This is a genomic window from Flavobacterium paronense, assembly GCF_030409795.1.
Taxonomy (GTDB): Bacteria; Bacteroidota; Bacteroidia; order Flavobacteriales; family Flavobacteriaceae; genus Flavobacterium; species Flavobacterium paronense.
Window position 1 is genome coordinate 2,437,076 of the sequence record NZ_JAUFQN010000019.1, and the last position, 22,031, is coordinate 2,459,106.

At 33.9% G+C, this 22,031-nt stretch carries 15 protein-coding genes; 1 reads left to right on the forward strand and 14 read right to left on the reverse strand.

The annotated features are described in order from the left end of the window. Window positions 1–14 precede the first annotated feature (14 nt). The 12 genes from QWY90_RS11875 to QWY90_RS11930 all read right to left on the reverse strand — a co-directional run bounded on the left by QWY90_RS11875 (window position 15) and on the right by QWY90_RS11930 (window position 16,744). Window positions 15–1,619, reverse strand: coding sequence for an MORN repeat-containing protein (locus QWY90_RS11875; RefSeq protein WP_290286150.1), 1,605 nt, complete (start codon window positions 1,617–1,619; stop codon window positions 15–17). A gap of 20 nt (window positions 1,620–1,639) precedes the next feature. After that, entirely contained in the window at window positions 1,640–2,287 is a 648-nt protein-coding gene (locus QWY90_RS11880; protein WP_290286151.1) for a response regulator, read from the reverse strand. 292 nt (window positions 2,288–2,579) lie between these two features. Continuing rightward, on the reverse strand, window positions 2,580–5,216 hold the full coding sequence (locus QWY90_RS11885; protein WP_290286153.1) for an Ig-like domain-containing protein: 2,637 nt from the start codon (window positions 5,214–5,216) through the stop codon (window positions 2,580–2,582). Window positions 5,217–5,288: 72 nt separating this feature from the next. Then, window positions 5,289–6,737 carry an SUMF1/EgtB/PvdO family nonheme iron enzyme gene (locus QWY90_RS11890; RefSeq protein ID WP_290286154.1) on the reverse strand — a complete coding sequence of 483 codons (1,449 nt, stop codon included), beginning with the start codon at window positions 6,735–6,737 and terminating at the stop codon, window positions 5,289–5,291. A gap of 99 nt (window positions 6,738–6,836) precedes the next feature. Further along, window positions 6,837–8,792: a tetratricopeptide repeat-containing sensor histidine kinase gene (locus tag QWY90_RS11895; protein WP_290286155.1), complete on the reverse strand. Its 1,956-nt coding sequence runs from the start codon at window positions 8,790–8,792 to the stop codon at window positions 6,837–6,839. Between the two features lie 3 nt (window positions 8,793–8,795). Then, complete coding sequence (locus QWY90_RS11900; protein ID WP_290286157.1) at window positions 8,796–10,802, reverse strand: tetratricopeptide repeat-containing sensor histidine kinase; 2,007 nt, start codon at window positions 10,800–10,802, stop codon at window positions 8,796–8,798. Between the two features lie 47 nt (window positions 10,803–10,849). Then, window positions 10,850–11,125 carry a hypothetical protein gene (locus QWY90_RS11905; RefSeq protein ID WP_290286158.1) on the reverse strand — a complete coding sequence of 92 codons (276 nt, stop codon included), beginning with the start codon at window positions 11,123–11,125 and terminating at the stop codon, window positions 10,850–10,852. A gap of 211 nt (window positions 11,126–11,336) precedes the next feature. Next, a complete protein-coding gene (locus QWY90_RS11910) occupies window positions 11,337–11,882 on the reverse strand; it encodes a hypothetical protein (protein ID WP_290286159.1) in 546 nt (181 codons plus the stop codon). A gap of 82 nt (window positions 11,883–11,964) precedes the next feature. Further along, on the reverse strand, window positions 11,965–13,392 hold the full coding sequence (locus QWY90_RS11915) for a hypothetical protein (protein WP_290286160.1): 1,428 nt from the start codon (window positions 13,390–13,392) through the stop codon (window positions 11,965–11,967). 65 nt (window positions 13,393–13,457) lie between these two features. After that, window positions 13,458–15,305, reverse strand: a complete 1,848-nt coding sequence (locus tag QWY90_RS11920; protein WP_290286161.1) for an outer membrane protein assembly factor BamB family protein — start codon at window positions 15,303–15,305, stop codon at window positions 13,458–13,460. A gap of 27 nt (window positions 15,306–15,332) precedes the next feature. Then, window positions 15,333–15,719: a hypothetical protein gene (locus QWY90_RS11925; protein ID WP_290286162.1), complete on the reverse strand. Its 387-nt coding sequence runs from the start codon at window positions 15,717–15,719 to the stop codon at window positions 15,333–15,335. A 74-nt stretch (window positions 15,720–15,793) separates the two neighbouring features. Continuing rightward, complete coding sequence (locus QWY90_RS11930) at window positions 15,794–16,744, reverse strand: GSCFA domain-containing protein (protein ID WP_290286163.1); 951 nt, start codon at window positions 16,742–16,744, stop codon at window positions 15,794–15,796. A 137-nt stretch (window positions 16,745–16,881) separates the two neighbouring features. Here QWY90_RS11930 and QWY90_RS11935 point away from each other — a divergent pair, with 137 nt between their 5' ends. Beyond that, window positions 16,882–18,636, forward strand: coding sequence for an ABC transporter ATP-binding protein (locus QWY90_RS11935; RefSeq protein ID WP_290286164.1), 1,755 nt, complete (start codon window positions 16,882–16,884; stop codon window positions 18,634–18,636). A gap of 60 nt (window positions 18,637–18,696) precedes the next feature. Here the strand turns inward: QWY90_RS11935 and QWY90_RS11940 are convergent, their stop codons facing one another. Further along, a complete protein-coding gene (locus tag QWY90_RS11940; RefSeq protein ID WP_290286166.1) occupies window positions 18,697–19,776 on the reverse strand; it encodes an agmatinase family protein in 1,080 nt (359 codons plus the stop codon). 126 nt (window positions 19,777–19,902) lie between these two features. Continuing rightward, the gene (locus QWY90_RS11945) at window positions 19,903–21,972 is read right to left on the reverse strand and encodes a T9SS type A sorting domain-containing protein (protein ID WP_290286167.1); all 2,070 of its coding nucleotides are present in this window, start codon (window positions 21,970–21,972) and stop codon (window positions 19,903–19,905) included. Window positions 21,973–22,031: the final 59 nt, after the last annotated feature.

Below are 22,031 nucleotides of genomic sequence, written 5' to 3' on the forward strand. Positions count from 1 at the left end.
TAACTGGATTATTTTTATTTTCTACAGCAACTACATTTCACATAGGTTGATTGCCCATAAGATGACCGGGTTTCATCATGGCTTATTCCCGTTCCGTTAACAGGTGTAACCGAATAGGTTTTTTCGCCCATATACATTCCTTTAACTTCTGTTAGTCCTGTACCGTGACAGCATTGACATTTAGCAGTTCTTTCGGCTTGGGCAGCTGAATTCTGGCTTTCTATTTCATTGTTTTCTCTATTAATAGCTGCAACTTTTGCATTATATTGTTGATAACTAATGTCTGAAGCTAATTTATCACTTTTTGCCAATGCTAAATAATTGAGTTGATTGTCGTGATCGTCTATAAATTTTATTTGAAATGTTTCCCAATCTATAACGTATAGCGAACTATAATAACCAAATTTATACACATCTGGAACTAAACTTTCTGGAAGCTTTGAGTTTAATTTTATACACGATTTTGTAAAATCTTCATTCCAAACTAAATCAATGTATTTCCCATTTACAGTTACTATTTTTTCGCAAAGATTGCTTATTTTGTTAATGAAATAATAAGTAGTTTTCGTGTCTTTATCCAGTCTATGCAAGTCTTTAAATATGATCTGATTTTCATTGGCAATTTCAAACTCTACATTGCCTGCGGGCGCTGTTAGTATATTCAAATCATCTATAATTTTCTTTACCGTTTCGTCAGAATAGTTAGGTTTAAATTCATTTGCTTTCGGATTATTACGCATTTTCTCTAAAAAAAACTTTCCCGCTTCTGTTTCTTCAAAATTTTGTATCGATCCGCTAAAGATTCTTTTTTGACTGCTGGTTGAAAAAGCAGTAATTTGATCGTTGTTAAAATCGTAACTACTTGGTCTAATTGCTTGTCGTATTATACAAAATAAATTGTCTTTACCATTGCTGAATAATAAATCAATATCTGATGTTCGAAAACTCATATTAGAAAAATCGGTTGGATTTGTAATAGGAATGTTGATGTTTTGTACAACTACACCTTTGTTTTTGAGTATGTATTGTTGTATTTTGGCATCATGCTCATTAACATATTGCTCATTAGTTGATGTCAATTCACCTTTCTCTTTGGCATCAAACATTTCACGTGTAATTTTTTGGTTTTCAGAGTTAAAATACTCAAATTTCTCTATTTTCCCTTCTGTATTAAATGCTCCTTCAACAAACATTCCTTTCTTATAGTATCCACTTTTTAAAGAATAAATTCCTTCACCATTTTTTTTATACCATCTATCCATTTCGCCAATATATTGGCTTCCATTTAAATAAATCATTTTCCCATATCCATTCGGATTATTATAAATACTTTTTCCTTCCCAAATATTACCATCCGCACATATTATTTTGGCCTGCCCTTCTTGTCCACCGTCTTTAAATTCAGCAGTAACTTTTGTCCCATCTGCATAAATTTCTGTTCCAATTCCTTCGAATTTTCCTTTTTTAAATTTCCCTTCATAAAATGTTCCATTTTCATAAACAAATTTTCCAAAGCCATTTTTACAATTTCCAGATACACAACTGCCTTTTAGGTTACCTTCTTGTGAAAATAAAATAGTACTAAAAATTAGAGCAGATAACAATAGTAGTTTTTTCATTGCTTTATTTATTCTACAAATTAAATCAAATTATTATTTTTAGCTTTTTGAATCGCTTCTAGCTTATTATGAACTTGCAGTTTTGTGTAGATATTCTCTATATGTTTCCGAACAGTTCCTGATGAAAGAAACAAATTATCGGCAATTACATTATAGTTCAACCCTTTACTGAGTTGCTCTAGCACTTCGATTTCTCTATTAGTAAGTTTAATATCTTCTTGGATATTGCTTTCAAAGTCATGTGGATTTCTGAGTAATTTTAATGTTTTTAACGCTATAGAAGGATTCATAGCAGCGCCTCCGTTTAAAGTTTCAATAATTCCTTGATGCAATTCTTTTGGATTAACTTCTTTTAGCAAATAGCCATCAGCTCCGGCTTTTATAGCGTTGAAAATATTCTCATCGTTATCAAAAACAGTGAGCATGATTATTTTAAGCTGTGGGTATTTAGATTTGACCAATTTTGTTGCTTCAATCCCATTGCATTCCGGCATTTCGATATCCATCAAAATCAAATCGATGTTTTTATTTTTTTCTAGTTTTGAAAGCAAATCATTTCCGTTGTTTGCTGTGAACTTTAACACTAAATCATCAAAAAAAGAAAGCTTTTCTGCAACGGCTTTTTGCAAAAAAATATTATCGTCAACTATTACTAATCTTGTAGACATCGCTCAGAATTTTATTTGTTTTGACTTTCAATCATTTAACAAATTTGGTGATTTTTTTTTGGTAAAAAAAGTCCTTTCCAAACTTGTTGATTTAGCTTGAATAAACCACAGAATGAAAAGGACAACAATAAAAACAACCTAAGTCATTTTATTTCAATACCACTTGATGTTACAAATGTGACGGAATAAAATCAAAAAAGAAATACGACAAATGCCGTATTTAATTCATTGATGATTATTCAAAAAAAAACCATCCGTCGAAACGAATGGTCCTTAAAAAATTAAAAACTACTTACTTTTTGATTACTTTGACAGTCTTAGTCATGTCATCGACAGAAACTTTTATTAAATAAGTTCCTGATGCATAACGAGCCATGTCAATTTGAACTTCATTAGTTCTACTTTCTACTGAAAATACCTGTTGTCCAATTATATTGAAAACTTCTACTCCAGAGATTGGCTCTGAATACGAAACAGTTAAAATATCAATTGTTGGATTAGGATAAACTTTCAAATTATTTATTTCAAATTCATCATTTCCTAAACAGCCACCTAAAGTCATCGTAACGGCTGTTCTACTTGTACTTTCACAACCAGAAATGGTTTGAGAAGCATAATATGTAGTTCCGGAAACTAAAGCTGTACCATTTGGCACAACGCTTCCACCACTTGCTGCCGTGTACCAAATAATGCTCGGTCCTGAAGGAATAACAGTAATCAGTCCTACCGTTTCTCCGTTACAGAATGTCTGATTTGCATTGGCAATTGGAGGCGAAGTACTTGATATGGAAGCTGTAACTGCAAGTCTATTGCTAGAACAAGTTCCGTTTGAAGCTTCAACATAATAAATTGTAGTTGCGCTTATGCTTGGAGTTGTAAAGCTATTTCCAGTTCCTAATAAAGTCCCACCTGTTGCTGCGTTATACCAATTTAGAGTTCCCGAATCTGCAACAGCATTTAATGTTACTGTTCCTGGTCCACAACGATTTCCACCTGTAGTAGAAAGAATACTTGGTATTGCTCCTGTTACGGTATAAACTACTGGGACACGATTTGAAGTACATGTTCCGTTTGTTGTTTGCACATAGTAGGTACTCGTAGAAGGAAGGTTACAGATAGTCAAGTTTGCACCGGTAAAATAAACTGCTCCACCAGAAGCAACCGTAAACCATTGAATAGTTCCTGAACTTGCTGTTGAAGCTAATGTTGCACAACCTGGCGTACAAGCACTAGCCGGTGTAGTTGTCGTAATGCTTGGCGAAGTATTTACTGTTGCCACAACTGGTACTCTTGACGAAATACAAGTTCCATTAACCGATTCGGCATAATAGGTTGTAGTTGTCAAAATATTCGGTGTTGAAAAACTAGTTCCTGTTCCCAAAGCTGAACCTCCAGAGGCATTTGCATACCAACTAATTGTTCCTGCATTAGCTGAAGCACTTATAGTTACCGAACCTGCATCGCAACGACCATTTGGTATTGGAGTTACAGTTGGTGTAGTGTTTACGGTTGCTGTTACAGCAGTTCTTACCGAAGTACAGCTTGCGGTTGAAGCTTCAACATAATAAGTCGTTGAAGTACTAATACTTGGTGTTAAATAACTAGTTCCTGTTCCTAAGCTTGTTCCACCTGATGAATTTGCATACCAATCTAGTGTTCCAGAACTTGCTGTTGCACCTAATGTTACAGCTCCTGCGTCACATCTACTTGCCGGAGTTGTTGTTAGCACCGTTGGCAAAGTATTTACCGTTGCAGTAACAGGTGTTCTAGGTGATGTACAACTTCCCGAAGTAGCTTCAACATAATATGTTGTTGTTGTACTAATACTTGGAGTAGCAAAACTATTGGTTGTTGCTAAAGCAATTCCTCCAGTTGGATTGGCATACCAAATTGTATTTCCTGCACTTGATGTTGCATTTAGTGTTACACTTCCTGAACCACAACGGGAGTTTGGAGTAGTAGCAGTAATGCTTGGAGTTGTATTTACAGTTGCAATAACAGCCGTTCTCGAAGATGAGCAGGTTGCATTTACCGTTTCTACATAATATGTTGTAGTAATTGAAATGCTTGGCGTTGTGAAACTAGTTCCGGTTCCAAGGGCAGCTCCACCTATTGAATTTGCATACCAACTTAAAGTTCCAGCACTTGCAGTAGCTCCTAATGTTACCGTTCCTGTATCGCAACGACTTGCCGGAGTTGTTGTTTGAACGGTTGGATAAGCCGTTACCGTGATATATCCCGTCTGTGTTATTGTATCTGTTCCGTTGTAATTTGCAGCTACTAATGTTACTGCATAACTTCCTGGTGTATTGTATGTAATTACTGGATTTTGAACTATGGAACTGTTTGGCGTTCCACCTGTAAATGTCCATGTCCAAGCCGATGGAATATTGGTAGACGTATCCGTAAATGTAACCGATTGGCCTACACAAATACTGGTTGAACTAGCTGTGAAGCTGGCCACTGGCGGTTGAGTTGGGCAAATTGGCGCTGTTTTATCTATAGTGAAACCATCGCCATCGCCACCAAAATAAGCATAAAACTGAGGTGGAAATCCACATACACTTTGTTCAAATGTTTCCACATTGGCGCCATCATTATTTCCTCCAAAATAAGCAAAGAATGAAGGTGGAATGCCACAGGCTGTTATGCTGGCTTCTTCTGTTGCTGCACCATCAGCTGTTCCGCCCATGTAGGCAAACTGGAATGCTGCTGTTCCGCATGCTGTATTACTTAATTCAAAGACACTTGAACCATCATTAACTCCCCCAAAATAAGCATAAAAATGCGGTGGAATAGAACAACTGGTTAAACTTAACTCATCTTTGGATGCTCCGTTGGAATTTCCACCGTTGTATTGCCCTAATGCGTTAAATTGTGTCAAAAGAAATGTTAAGCAAACAACTAAATATATTTTTGTTGTTTTCATCTAATTTGATTTTTAAATTATTATAATTCATTGTATGGCAAGCAAAAAATACTTGCAAATCAAATTGGATTACTATCTTACACCACGACCACCGTTAGTATAGCTTCTTGCTCCACTTGCTGTTCCTGCAAAAGATCTATCAGATATTCTTACATAAGGAGCGGTGCTTACATATTCTCCTCCTCTTGCTCCAGTTCCTAATCCAGTTGTTACATCTGGCCAAGTGGCTTGATTAGCATTTCCGATTGGTGTTAAAGTTCCGTCACCAAGATTACCAGTAAAAGCAACACCAGTTGCATTAGCTACTGAAATTGTTCTTTCCCAAAGATTTCCACCCATTTCCATTGCACCATAATACGCTGCACCAGCAGAAGATCTTCCTGAAGAAGCTGTTGCAAAAACACCTACTTTTAATGGTCCATATAATGTGCTAGAAGTTCCTATTGCAACTGCACATCTACCATTTACAACTGTAGTTTCGGTTTCTGTTGGTTGTAATGCATTTTCAATTGTTGAGCTATAAAACGCATTAATATTGGTATCACCCCAAGGATATTCACCAGCCACTCTAGGTAGTGTACCACGACATACTTTTTCAAATTCTAATTCGGTCATTGGTCTTAAAGCAGCCCAATCTAAATAGGCAGCTAAGTCACCCCAACTTAAATTTGACATGGCTACACTTTGACCATCATTTACATTATTAACAACACCAGCTGTAGCATCACAACCAAATACAGCTGGAATTGCAGCATTATTACCTGGTGTTTCAATCACGATTCCGTTTCTGTAAGCATAACTACCGTAAACTACATACGTACCTGCTACACTTGTTGGATCAGAAGTAATACGTGATTGTTGTTGAGCAAAGGTTAATGAATTTAAAAATTCTACATATTGCAATTGAGAAATTTCATATTTCATACAGTAAAAAGAATTATACCCAACAGGAAAAGTTGCAGGAATTGATGGACCGCCGCCGCCAATAGTTGCAGCACTAATTCCGCCTGATTGAGAAGCTGCATTAACTGAAATACTATTGAATGTTGAGGCACTTACACCATCACCTAAATCATAAGCTGCTTGTGGTACATTTACCATTTCAATACCAAAAACTTTATAGTTGTATGTTCCGGCAGGTATTGTCATTTTTAAAGTAATTGAAGTAGCTCCTATGTTACCACCGCCTAAAGCACTTCTACGAATGAATACTCCACGACCGTCAGTTACTGTATCAACTTGCAATGGCGAACCTGCAGTGTGATCTCCTGAAACCGTGCTTAATCCAGCGTGTGCCCATAGTCGCGTGTTACAATCTTGATATTTTATGAATACCCAAACAGCATCCCAATTGGCTGGTGCCACATTGGCATTCCAGCTATTTTCCCAACTGATATTAAAAGTAATATTTGAACCTGATACTGAAGTTCCTGTAATTTCAACATTATTTGCATTACTGTTTAATGCAAATAATAAAAATAGTGTCGAAGCAATTTTAGTAAAATAATTTTTTGATTTCATTGTATTGATTTTTAAAAGTTATAAGGCAAATCTAGGCTACAACAAAACACAAAAAAATACGCATAAAAGCGTATTTTTTAAATTCAATGAGTAGTATTTTTAACTTTTAGGGAGCTTAATTTGAACTGTCGTTCCGGTTTTTAGAGTTGAATTTATTTCAATTTCTCCGTTAATATCATGAATTCTTTTTTTCATATTATTAATACCGTTACCCAATTCTATTTTATCAGTTTCAAAACCTTTCCCGTTATCAACTATTGTTATGACTAAAGAATCACTTACTGATTTGATATCAATTTTAATGCTAGTAGCTTTAGCATATTTAATACTATTGTTTATGGCTTCTTGAATTGTTCTATAAATATTCATTCCCTCTATTGATGTGAATTTTATATCTTTTAAACTATCTTCTATTTGAAACAAAAATTGTATTTCTGCTTTTGCTTCTTTTGCTTTTTCAACAAAATTATGAATACGGGTTTGTAAATCTTCTAGTGTTATATCACTATTATTCATTGCCCAAATGGTGTCTCTAAGTTCAATAATTGTTGACTTGGCAAAATTGCTAATGTTGGAAAGTTTATCATCTAACTTTGAATTTTGAATTTCAAAAGCGTATTTAATATTATCAACAGATGAAATGATAAACGTTAGCTGCGAACCAATATTATCATGCAAATCTCTTGAAATTTGCAAGCGTTGTTCCTGTAATTTATTTTGGGTTTCTATTTTAGAAATTGCCGATTTAAGTTCAAATTCTTGTTCCTGTTGCTTGTTTTTAAGTTTTTGTTGGCGGTAAACCAAGAATACAATGATTATTAATGTAAATGAAATTAACGCTAAAATTAGAAACTGCGTTTCCTTTCTTTTTAATTTCAGTTCCCGAATGACTATTTCTGCCTTAGATTTTAAAAGAAGTTTTTCTTTTTTTTCAGTTTGGTATTTCGTTTCTAATTCAGCTGTTTGTTTAACCGTATTGTTGACAAGCATTTGTTCATTTAAAACAGCCAATTTATTAACGTAATAATTTACGCTATCCGGCTGATTTAGATAAGAAGAAACAATTATTAAGGAATTATAATTTACTTGCAGTTTATCATTTAGACTTCCCTTTTCGTATGCTTTTTTTGTAGACAACAACAAGGTTTTTGCATTGCTGTATTTTTTATTTGTTATGCATTCTTTTGCCAAATTAAAATCAAAATTGGCTTTGTCTAAAGTAGAGTTTAACTGCTCTCTTGCATTTTTTGATTTCTGATAAAAGGCCTGTGCATCCTTAGATTTTTTTTGTTCCGTTTTAATAGTAGCAATATTGTTATATCCTGAAGAAATTCCTTTGTTGTTGCCAACAGCTGTGCATGCTTTGACACTTTTATTGTAGTAATTCAAAGCGTTCAGCGTGTCATTCATCTGAAGATAAACATTCCCTAAATTCAGACAGGAAACACATAACTCTTCGGTAAAATTATTTTTTTCTTGGTATTTAACAACGTCGCTGATGTATTTTAAAGCTTTACGGTAATCTTTTAATTTGAGTAAAATTAATCCAATATTACCCTTAGTGATACTAGCATTTTTTTCGTCTTTTGTACTTTCAAAATAATGTAATGCTTCTAAAAAAGAGGCCATTGCCGGTTTAAATTGTTCTGTCTTTTCATAAATGTTGGCCAAATTATTATTGATTTTTGCCAATCCTTTTAAATCATTTCTTAGCTTTCTGATTTTATATGCCGTTAGATAATTTGCTTTCGAGTTTTGAAAATCACCTTTAATAAAATAAACGGCACCAACATCACTAAATATTTGAGCCATTAAAGTGGAATCGCCCAATTTCTTAGATTCCTGTATCGCTTTGCCGCCATAATACAAAGCAGAATCGGTAGCGATTTTTGAAAAATACCAAGTTAAATCAGAATAAATTGTTGCTGTTCGCTTTGCGTCAGGATTGCTTTGAAGTTCCTTTTTTAAGTTGTCAATTTGTATTTGAGCATTTTGCGTAAAGCCAACATTAAAACCCAACATACAGCATAGCAATAATAGCACTATTCGTTTCATGATTTATTTTGGTAGTGTTATATTAATTTCAGTTCCAATACCAACATTGGAATCTATGTGTATCTTTCCACCTATTTCTTCGATTCTTTTTTTCATGTTAGCAATTCCGTTTCCTAAATCAACGTGTTGACTGTCGAATCCTTTTCCGTTATCTTGAATTGTAATTGAAATATCGTTTTCAAATGGGATGATATCAATATCTATTTGATTTGAATCAGCATACTTCATACTATTATTTATTGCTTCCTGAATGGTTCTGTAAATATTCATGCCTTCAATAGAGGTGAACTTTATACTCGTTAAACTTTTGTCTATGTTGAAAGTAAATACGATTTCCTCTTTGGCTTCTTTGGCTTTATCAATAAAATTGTGGATTCTTGTCTGCAAATCTTCCAGCGTAATTTCACTGTTATTCATTGCCCAAATGGTGTCTCGAAGCTCTACAATTGTTGATTTAGCAAAATTGCTAATGCTGGAAAGCTTACTGTCTAATTTTGAATTTTGAATTTCAAAAGCGTACTTAATATTGTCAACTGATGAAATTATAAACGTTAATTGCGAACCAATATTGTCATGCAAATCTCTTGAAATTTGTAATCGTTGTTCTTGTAATTTATTTTGAGTTTCTATTTTGGAAATAGCAGATTTAAGCTCAAACTCCTGCTCTTGCTGCTGATTTTTGAGTTTTTGTTGACGGTAAATCAAGAAACCTGTGATGCACAAAAATACAGCTAGTAGTAATAATCCAATTATCAAACTATTACGCTGTTTTGCTTCGGCATCTTTTTTTAGCAGTTTTGTTTTATTCTCTGCCAGAAGCTTTTCCTTTTTAGCAGTTTGATATTTTACCTCGGCATCCATAAAAAACTTATGCTTTTCTTTTCCTAAAATACTATCGTTGTAGATAACAAATTGCGTGTGATTTTCATATGCTTTTTTGTAGTTTCCATTTTTAGAATAGGCATTTGAAAGATCGAGATAGGTTTTTGAAATATCATCCATTCGGCTATCTTCTTTTGCCTCTTTGAGCAAATCTTCATAAAGTAAAATAGCTTTGTTACTTTCATTTGTCTTGAGATAACAAAAAGCTAAGTTTGATTTTAAAGAAAAAAATTCTTGTTTATTTCTATTATACTTTTTCCCAATAACTAGAGCTTCTTGTAGAATATTTTTTGCGGCTTCATATTTTTTTAAGGAAACATTTAAACTGCCTTTTGATTTTAACAAGTCGAATCTTTGTGGATATAATGATAACGAATCAATTAATTTTTCTTCTTTATCTAAATACATTTCTGATTCTTTATATGCTTTTCTGTCCTGCAATAAATCGGCTAGTAAAATATAGGAAGTAGATAAATTTTCGACATTTGCTTTGTCGTTGAGAGCGCACTTTAATGCTTTTCTCACACTTTGCTCAGACTTTTTATAGTCATCAATTTTCCGATATAAAATAGCAATGTTATTGAACATAGCTGTTTTTATATAAAGGTATTGAGTGGTGTCAATGCTTTTTGTAGCTTCCAATAAATTTATAATGGCAAAATCATATTTTCCTTTAATTTGGTATATATCAGACATATTACTTTTGGAAATGACAACGCCTATTTTATCATCAATCTTCGCAAACAATTTACCTGCAATTTGAAAATATTTTAACGCTTGGTCTAAATCTTCCTTGTAATAACATGTTTCTGCAATTTCGCTGTAAGCACAAGCTTCTTGCAATTTAATGTTGTTATCAATAGCGTATTTCCTAGCAATATAAAATCTTTTAAAAGCACCGTCGTAATCTCGAACGGAAGTTTTTTGGGCAATTAATTTTACCAAAAAAATGGCTTTTTTATTTTTATCGTGTTTCTTTTCGGCAAGTTGTATTCCTCTTTCTAGGAACCATTTTGCTTTTTCGGGATTAGAAATGTGATTATTGTCATAATATTTAAGAATACTATCAATACTTTGTGCTGAAGAAAGTCCGGTAAAAAGATATAGTATAAGGAGAAGTTTCTTCATAAAAATGGCTTAGAATCTTATAAAAATAATTAAAATATTCTTAATTGTCATTTTCTTGGATATAATTCCTCAACCAATTTAAAGTTTAAATCATAGATGTCTTTATTAAGTGTAGCATTAATTTGAAGTAATTTATGTTTTAACTCTTCTGACAATTCCAATTGATTGTTTTGAGATTTTTGCTCATTACTTATTTGAACGATAAAATCTTCTAAAATTTTAATCCTAGAATGAAATTTTTGACGGTCAAGTTGAATTTTAATAATTAAATAAATAATTAATACTAAAAACAAAATAGTAATTAGAGCTAAAATAGTTGTCATTGGCCACTGTTAAATGTATTCGTTTTGAGTGATATTTTGATACTGTAAATTTGCTGTAAAAGCACTATTGTTACAATACGGCATTCATCGTATTTTATAAAATACAAATGAAATTAATTCTAAAAAAACCATCAAGAAGATTATCTTGATGGTTTCTTGGTTTTAAATAAGTTTAAAACTTACCTTCTTTTTTTAACTAATTTATTTAAAATTAATTACCCGCAGTAATATTAATATTAAATGAACCGTTAGTAATTGATCTAGTAGTAACCGTTTCTGGATTACCCACAGTTAGACTAAATGTTCCTTGTACATTAGAAGCTGTTTTACTAGTTATGGTGATTGAACCCGAATTTCCACCACCATCATAAGGCGCACCCCAACTTTGTGATACTGTAGGGTTGTTTATGTTAATCTCTGAATAAGCACATGATGCAAATAAAGTAGCATTACTTTCTTCAAATTGATATGTTGTACCTGCCGTAATTTCTGTAGCAAGTATTGTTAAAATTATTGATTTTCCGCTTGCGTCAACTCCAGAAATAGAGAAGTTATGATACGAACCGTTGAATGCGTCTACAGCCATTGTTCCTTGTGTTATTGAAGTAAAGTTAGTGCCTCCAATTTTTGCTTTCAATGTTCCAAGTGCAGCCGTTCCTCCTCCGCTATTACTATCGCTGCTACATGATGATAAAGTTGTTATTAAGGCTACTACTAATGCAAAACTAAAATGTTTAATTGTGTTCATGGTTTTCATGCTTTCTTTGTTTTAAAGTTATAGTACAAATTTGAGCTTTAAACCACCATGAATCAATACGACATTTATCGTATTTAGTTACTTAATTTTGTTTTGTTAATTTATTTTTAGGAATAGCAATTGACTTTAAAACATTAATACCATCAACAGAAGTAATGAAATAGAGGGTTTCATTTTTTTCATCATAATAAGGTAAGCCGTCAAATTCACTGGAATTAATCTTACTTCCAAGATTTATTGGTTCAGACCAGTTTTTCCATGTGTCATCCAATCGATAGGAAACATAGATATCAAAATTCCCATAACCACTGAATCCATTACTGCTAAATAGTAATGTCTTTTGATCAGAAAGAAGTTGCGCCATATCTTCATCTGCACCTGAATTGATTATTTTACCCATATTTTGTAAAAAACCATAGGTTCCATCTTCTTTTTGTTGCGCAAAATATAAATCAATTCCGCCTTGTGTAAAATCAGTTTCTAAACACATTATTAGGACTTTCCCATCAGCTGTCATTGTAGCATCTGATGTATCTTCATAATTATTGTAAGCGGTAACTTTTATCGGGCCAACCGCTTCATAAGTAGCATTCTTAGTTGAAAAAATCTCATAACCAGTTTCATTGGTACCTTTGTCATATTTGTTTCCTCCTTTTAATAGAAAATCAGCACTGGCATAGTCAATATAGTTATACGTTGCACCAGTATTTAAAACTGTTTCTATGGTTTTATTCCCCCAGCTACCATCTGCATTTTTTGAAAAAGAATAAATCAAGTCTTTGTCTTCATCAACTGCGGTGATATACATTTTCTTACCATCACTGGTTAGTGTAGGGTTTGTTGGCGTTATTCCATCTAAAGCAACTGTAGTTGAAGGTTGCAATTTATCAAAAGCTTCGTTTGTATTTATTTTGGCATCAAGGGGCGTTTCTGAATCTGAAATTCCAATAGCGTCAATTTGCTTTTGTCCCGGTAGCAGTGCAAAATTGAATTCAACCCTAACAGCAACAACGCCAGAAACTGCACTTTCTATAATTGCATGTTCTATACCCGGATTAAGAACATCAGGTGCTTCCTGTACTTTTCTTCTTTTCCGCTTAAAGTAATAAGCATGATCGGCCGGAATAGTAGCTTTAAAAGTTGGTGTTTTATAATTTGTTTTTCGGGACCAAACTGTTTCATATTTTCCGGAACCTGTATCAACTCCAATTTTCACGACACAACCTGCATTTAGGTTTTCGAAAACGGCAACTTGCTTAACGGTTTGTGGTTTCTCAAAACTCACTTCAACCCATTCATACCCATCAAGAGCTTTTTTAGGTGTCCAGGCATTTGGGCTATTTCCGGCTTGCGGAAAAGCATCTGGTTTTCCCAGAATTCTTTTTATTCCAAATTGTTTTCCTCCTAAATCGGAAGAATATTTTATCAATTTATTGGCCCATTGCACTTGCTGAGCATCTGCAGAGAAAAGAAAAAAGAAAAAAGAAAAAAGAGTGACTATCGTTTTCATAATACTAAGAATTAAAAAAGGACTGTAATTTTCAAGTTACAGTCCTTTTGTACTAACTAAAAATTCTAATTATTTACTTTTATTTTTTCTACTTTTTTGCCTTTGAAAGCAAAGATGTATTCTCCGTCAGAAGTAATATCGATTCCTGAACCATATTTTGGGCTTCCGCCTTTTCCTTTAGATTGAACCGAACCTTTTGTGTCGCCATTGGTCATGTCAATTCCGTATATGATATTTTTACTATTTCGTTGATCTCTCAAGAAATAATTATCACCAATATGATAGAAATAATCTACGCCTTTAATTTTATCAGATGCATAAGCACGTGAACCATCTTTCTTATTATAAGCGGCTAATCCTTTTTCAGAAAGCACTACCACTCTGTCTCCAAAATCAATAACGTCTGTTGCTTTTCCAACTTTGGCATCATTGTGTTTTACATCGAACAATTGATTACCTGAAGCTATATCATATCCATAAAATTCATCTCCATCACCAACAAAAACAGTTTTGTCGTTATCAATAATTAAATCGGTAATTCTTTTATCAAATTTTTCAGATCGCCAAGCTGTTGTTCCGGTTTTGTCATCCAATGCCAGCACACTGTTCTTTTGTGCTTTGTAATCCCAATAAATATAAGGAACCCATTGTTTTACAGTTCCGCCACCAAATCCACCTAAAGCCATTCCTGCTGATAATCCACTAGACGTTTCTTCTAATCTGTATTCTTGCACTTGCACTTTTCCTCCTACTTGCACCATTACTTTATCACCCGTTTTATAGATGTTTGGCATACAAAAAGCACCTGTTATTTTTTCGGAAGCCCAAAGCAATTTTCCTGAGGCTAAATCATGTTTTTCAACATATTTTGTTCTGTCTCTTGTACCAAGCATTACCAAGTAAACAGCATCATTTGTAAACAAAGGATCAGCAAGTGTTCGGTAATATTTTTTTCGTGCTGAATTACTGAACATTCCGCCGCCACCGCCGCCCATATCATTTTCATAAAGCGCTTCCCAAAGTTTTTGTCCTGTGTTATAATCATACACATTCAATCCGTCTAGGTACATAAATATTTTATCTCCTTTAATCCATAAATCAATAATAGCTCTGCGGGTTACCAATTCTTTTTCAATAGTTCCTCTAAAAGTGGCATCCCAAACTACATCACCGTTAACCGCATTTATTCTAACCAATTGATTTTTAAATCCAGAAAATAATGCCCCAAGAGCTGTTGGTTTGAAATTCACCATAATGATTTCGTTTCTTTTGGCATCATAAATATATTTTCCCACACCGCCTTTAAAACGATTGGTTTCCCAAACTTTTTCTCCTGTATTGGCTTTAACCAAAATCACTGAGTTTCTCTGTGAAATTAAAAATGAATCTAACTCATAGATATATTTAACCGTTTCTAACTCTCCCTGATCAGAACCTTCCTCTGTTTTTGTTCCGCCTTTTGGAATAAGATCTTGATATAATTCTGAATTCCATAATTCTTTTCCGGTTGCTAAATCTAATACCGCTACTCTGTCTGTTCCTAAACTTCTTTTATCAAACAGAAATAAGTATCCCCCATTTTCTTTCCAAATGGTATATTGGTATTCCGAATTATTGGTTTTATTGGTGGTTAATCTTTTATAATCACCACTCCAGATAACTTTTCCTTCTGAATTTAAAACTGAAGCTGAATTATCATCTGTTCCAATAATGTATTGACCATCACCATCACATAAAGCTAATCTTGATGCTTTGTTATCAAATTCCGATTCCCAAACCGTGGCAAAACTTCCCGATTTTTTTCCGGCTGATGATTTGCCCTTAACTTTGTCTAATAATTTCCCAAATTGGGCTGATGCTGGTATTGTGCACGTCAAGCTGAGTGCTAACAATACAAATGTTGCTTTTTTCATTGTTTCTATTGTTTTTATTGTTAGGTTTTAAAATGTTACGGTATACCGAATTTTATACCGTTGTTGCTTTTGAAGTTTAAATTGGAATTTGTGTTGCAAAATGTAATCCGACATGAAATTGATAAAGTCAATATTTTTTATTTCACTATCTACTTTAAAAAAGGAAGAAACTTTTCCATTTTGAACTACGCCAATATCTATAACCATAGTTCCCTTGACATCAGCATATTTTTTATTTTTCTTCTTCAGGAAATCTGAAGATTGAAAAATTTCGTCAATCTCTTTAGTTACTGTTGCCGAAACCTCTTCTTCATCAGTCAAGACAGGCCTTTGAGTAAAGACGTTTTGAGCAGAGAGCGTATTAGTACACAACATAAAAAATGCGAATACTAAAATAGTTTTACAAATTTTCATTTATTTGGTTGTTAGTTACATAACAAATTTACAATTAAATAAAAATTTAACATATACGACAAATGACGTATTTTTTAAAATCTTATATAAGGAAACTGATATTGGAGTTTATCTATTTTTTCTTTGACAGACAGTAAAAAAAGCTGATGCTCCTTAGAATCAGGATTGAAAGGACGATGTAACAATGCCTTTTGAATGCTGCAAATTTCACCCATTAAAGCATGATTTTCTTCTTCAATATAGTTTTCGAAAAAACAAATCCAAATGTAATCAATCGCTGTTTGGCTTGGATGTAACATGTCTTCGGCATAAAAACGATAATCGCGAAGTTCGTCCATCATTAGTTCATAGCTGGGAAAATAATTGATAATTGATAATTGATAATTGATAATTTCATGCATTGCAGTTATCAAATGCGCCTTGCTTCTTTGGTTTTCTACAAAACCATCTTTGACGTGGCGAACAGGAGAAATTGTGAAGATGAAAGCACAATTTGGATTGATTTTTTTGATTAAATCCATTGTGTTTTGAATTGATTTTTCAATTACTTCAACTGATAAAATCTCTTTGTCAAATTGACTTTGTGGTACTTTATGACAATTGGCTACAATTTTTTGAGAAGATTTATTTCGATAAACCCATGATGTTCCGTAAGTGATTATGACGTGTGTAGATTGGGTTATTAGATTGTTAGATTGTTGGATTATCAGATTCAGATTAGTTAAAAATGTTTCTTTATCCGGATGACTTAACTCGGAATGCACTTCATAACAATGCCACAAATCGTTGTGAAAAAAAACATCGTCTTCGGTAAATTTTTGATTATTGATAACTCTCGATACCAAGTTTTCAATAGAAACTGGATTAAAAATTATCCCAAACGGATTAACCTCATTTTGGAATTTAAAATAGCTAAACTTCTCGGCCATATTCTCTGCAAAACAGGATCCCAATGCTATAATTTTAGAATCATAGCTTATAGGATTGTTTGATTTCTCGATTGGAATTTTAGTAGTGAAGTCCATTTTAAAATTTTAAACTTCAAAAATACGAAATGATTTTTTAAGGCCAACTTCTCTATCAAATTATAAAGTAATACAATCCAAAGACAAGCTTAGTACCTATTTATTTTCTACTTTTGACATTCAAAATTTTATACTTCATGAAACTATTATATGCTTATCTCAAAAAACATAAAATGCTGTTGTTTTTTGCGCTTTTAATGGCTGCCATAAACATTTGTTTTAGCTTATCCGATTCGGTAATTACTGGTAAATTGATGCAGGATTGCGGTGTTGGCATCGCCAAGTATAAAGGCAATGAAATTGGTTTTATCAAATCGGTTTCGTTTTGGCTTGGATTGTCATTAGGCGCAGCGATGATTTCCAGAATTACAAAAAACTTTCAGGATTATTTTACGAATATTGTGATACAGCGAACCGGAGCTGAGATGTATACAGACGGAATTAAAAAATCATTGGATCTGCCTTATGAAGAGTTTGAGGACCAGCGCAGTGGTGAGACATTAAGCAAATTAACTAAGGTAAGAATTGATTCTGAAAAGTTAATTACGCTTTCAATTTCATTGATATTTCAGACCGTTATCGGATTTATTTTTGTGATTGTTTATGTGTCCAGAATAGATTATAGAATCTCAATTATCTTTTTGATTACGGCGCCAATTATTGCGCTTATTAGTTCTTATTTGGGTAAAAAAATAAAAATTGTTTCCCGAAAAATCGTCACACAAACCAATTCTTTAGCAGGTTCGACTACAGAAAGCTTAAGAAATATTGAGCTGGTAAAGAGTTTAGGTTTAACCTATCAAGAGGAAAAACGTCTGAATTTAAACACTTTGAAAATCCTGCAACTTGAACTTCAAAAAATTCGTTTTATCAGAAGTTTGAGTTTTATACAAGGAACTACGGTTCATTTTTTACGGACTTGTGTGGTGTTTACGTTATATTATTTTCTGTTTGGAGAAAAAATAATTGTTGGTGATTTGTTGACGATGGTATTTTTTACCTTCTTTATTTTTGGACCGTTACAAGAATTAGGTTCGTTTATTATTGCACTAAACGAAACTAAAGTCTCTATGGAAAACTTCAAAGAATTATTAAATGCTCCGAAAGAATATCGTCCGAAAAATGCTAAGCAAATTGGCGCTGTTGAATCGCTTCATTTCTCGAATGTTAGTTTCAAACACAAATCAGCAAAATATCCTGCGGTTGAAGATATAAATTTCGATATTAAACAAGGAGAGACTGTCGCATTTGTTGGTCCGTCCGGTGCCGGAAAAACGACATTGGTAAAACTTTTGGTTGGATTATATCCTCCGGCAAAAGGTCATGTAAAATACAATTCGATTGACTCATCTGAAATAGATTTATTGGATTTAAGAAAACAACTCGGTTTTGTAACACAAGACGCCCAATTATTTTCGGGAACAATTAGAGAAAATTTATTGTTTGTAAAACCATCTGCATCCGATAAAGAACTGCTTGAAGTATTGCATAAAGCCAGCTGCGACAAATTATTAGAACGCGCCGAGGATGGATTGAATTCAACCATTGGTGAAGGCGGAATTAAAGTTTCCGGTGGCGAAAAACAACGATTATCAATTGCTCGTGCGATTTTGAGGAATCCAAATTTATTGATATTTGACGAAGCTACCTCAGCTTTAGATTCGATTACTGAGGAAGAAATCAATGCAACAATCAGAAATATTTCGGACAAAAACAGAATCACAGTTTTAATTGCTCATCGATTATCAACCGTAATGCATGCTGATAAGATATTTGTACTCGAGCAAGGAAAAATTATCGAGCAAGGAAAACACGAAGCTTTACTGGAAGAAAAAGGGTTGTATTATGCGATGTGGCGTCAGCAAATTGGCGAGAGAAAGAAAGTTGAATAAAAAAATCCCCAAATCATTAATTGAATTTGGGGAAATAGTGTTCATTAATTGCATTTTGTATTAACGGAATTTTATTTTCTGACCAACATTCAAGCCGTTATTTTTGGCTAACATTCCACACATGTGAAATAACATACGGGCTCCAACATTGCCATCCCAATCGGTTTCGCCGGGCGCCACCTCTACTAAATCAAAACCAATTATTTCTTTACCACTTGCTGCTAATTTGTTGAACAAATAAGTGGCTTGCTCAAATGAAAAGCCTCCGGGAACTGGCGTACCTGTATTGGGTGCATACCATTGATACATGCCATCAATATCAAAACTGACACACACTTTTTGGGGCAAACTGGCAAGTATAGCATCACATTGTTCCGCCCATGTTTTCCCTTCAAAGGTTTCCGCTTTCATATCGGCATCAGTGTTTACTAAAACTCTTTCTTTAGCTTGTTGCACAACTTCAACTTCTTGTTCACAGAAATCGCGAATGCCAACCTGAACTATTTTTGAAATCTGAGGAATCTGCAAGGCATTATACATTATTGAAGCATGTGAAAACGTAAAACCTTCATAGGCAATTCGCATATCCATATGGGCATCTAAATGCAAGATTCCAAAGTTATCATGGACAGATGACAAAGCTTCATAATATCCCAATGGCGTAGAATGGTCGCCTCCAAGAAGGGCGACTTTCTTTCCTTGTTTCATCCAAAAAAGCACTTTCTCTTTTACTTCAGTATGTAAATCACGACAAGCTTTGTTGATGGTTTCCAAGTCTGAAAGCAAACTTGGATGCTTGTTCAAATCTTCACCCTTTTCAAGTGCTTGAATTATAGGTTGGGCCAATGATTTGTAACTATTTGAATTAATTTTCCAATGTTCTGGCGCTTCATCGTAAAACATTCCGAGTTTCCATAGTTCCGGAAAGTCCTGATGGTTTAAATCTACCTGAAATGATGCGTTCAAAACGGCGTCTGGTCCATCAGAAGCTCCAGCTCCATAACTTACCGTTACTTCCCATGGCACCGGAATAATAATGATTTCTGATTGTTCAGCTGAAAATGGTAATCCAAAAATAGTGGCATCCGCTAAACCGGGTTGACTTGGATCGAAAGTAGCTATGATTTGTTGCTTAGTCATGGTCTTAAAAATTGAAGTAGCAAAGTTATCCCGAAAGTTCGGGATTGCAAAGTAATTTTGACTTGGATATAAAAAAGCCATCTTGTTTTTTAGAACGAGATGGCTTTTTTACTGCTTTGATTTTATTTATTCTTTTATGAACTTATAAGTTACTTTGGCGTTGTTGAAATAAACGTTATAAATGCCTTTTGCTAAAGATGTAATATCTATACTTTCTTCATTTGAAATTACTGCTTTTGTCAAAACTGTTTGCCCTAACATATTGAAGACAGTAACACTTTCATTGCTATCAAAATTACCTTTTACGTTTAAGGTAGTTGCAGCCGGATTTGGATATAACACAAAGTTATTTTTAACTGATTCCTTAATCCCTAAAGATGATGTTATTGTAAGTTGGAATGTTCTTGTCACTGTAGTTCCACTTGTTGCGACCATGGTAATTGTATAAGTTCCAGGTACTAAAACTGTACCTATCACAGGACTTTGTGTTAAGGTTGCATCGCAATTATCAGTTATCGGATTAGCTAATGCAGCATAGCTTGGTAAAGTATACGTATTGGATGCATCAGCAACAACTGTTTGATTAGCAATGGCGGCCATTGTTAATGTTAAAGCTGGCATGACATATCCTCTGTCTGTGAATTTTTGAGTAAATACCTGAATATCTGCACAAGGGTAATTCATATTAATGGCAGCCTGTCTTACTGCCCTTGCGGCATTTTGCTGATCTGTAGAACTATTAGTTAATGCTAAACCTTGTAAAAATGCTTTGTCGGTTTTTGTTCTACCAATCTCATCCCATATTTGCATCAAAGCTGTTACCCATATTTGTCCGTCAGTGTGGGCTGCACCACCTTGTAAACCTACTAAATCACCAGGATATACTCCAAAATAATCTGTTGACCTTCCAGCCCAACAAGTGTTATGACCATCCCAACTGAACATATACTGCGAGGCTGCGTCTGAAGCAGTCCATTGGTTTAAACTTCTACTGTATGATTGCGCCCAATAGTCACTATTCCCTTCCCCTAAATACTGCGAAACGTTTCCATTAGTCATCCATTTATGAACTCCGTGACCAAACTCGTGCCAAATAACATCGGCATCTTCGGCATCATCAACACAACCTTCGCCAAAAGCTATTTGATCTGTAGTTGAAAGAAAATGTGAATTATCAGCACCACTTAATCCTGAAGGATCATATCTAAGAACACCACCATTTAATGATGGTCTGCATGCAATACCCAATGTCTCATTTATATAGCGTAAACTTTTATCTAAATGATAAAAAACATTTACTGCTTCAAAAGCGTTATTAGATCTTGTGAAATTGAAAGCACTTGTTGCTTGTGTAAACAAGCTAGTTGTTGGTGTTTCAAAATCAGTAATTTCAACATAAGAACTTTTTAACTTATAAACTCCAGCTGTTAAATCAATTTCAGGCAAAGTCACTGAAGTTCTTGCTGCAGTCAATTGTGCAGTATCAGCATCATTCCCATCAACATAACCAGTAGTACCATAAGCTACATGAGCATAGGACAATGGATCAGACATATACACCATAGCTGTTCCCGATACAAAAGCTAAAGGAGCCATTGGTAGCATTGGATTTGTTTTTTTAATAGTGTTATTTGTGTTCCCTTTTTTATGATGGTAAAGAGCCACATCTTTTGTACTTAAAATACTTCCAGTCTGAGCATCAACTAAAACTTCCCAGCTTCCATTACCGCTTTGTGGATTGGTAACCACTTTGTAAACTAATTTAGTTTGGTCGTTAACTTTAGTAACAACTAAATTATTTTCGGCAACAGTATATTCACCGGTAATGTTCAAGCTTTTTCTAGAAGCATCCAAAGCAGCTTCTTTAGAAAGATTTGGAGTTGTAGCAACATTTTCTATAGTGCTGTCATAAGAATCTGATGTGAAAACCAATTCATTACTCGGGTTAAAATTAACCACAATTTCTGAGTGATAAACTGGAACATTATTCATCATTTGTTGAAAGCGAAGTGTTTCTCCCGCCAAACCTTTTGTCACAAAAGATAATTTAAAAGTGTCTGATGATTTAATTTTAAAGTCTTTAGCATGTGATTGTATCCATTGTCTTGCGGCAACTTCGTTTTGAGAAACTTGAGCATAACCAGCAAATGAGATTACTGAAAATGCTAAAGTTGCGAAATGTAATTTTAGTTTCATTCTTTTATTAGTTAATTTAGTGGTATTGGTTAATAATGATTTGCAAATCAACGAATTGT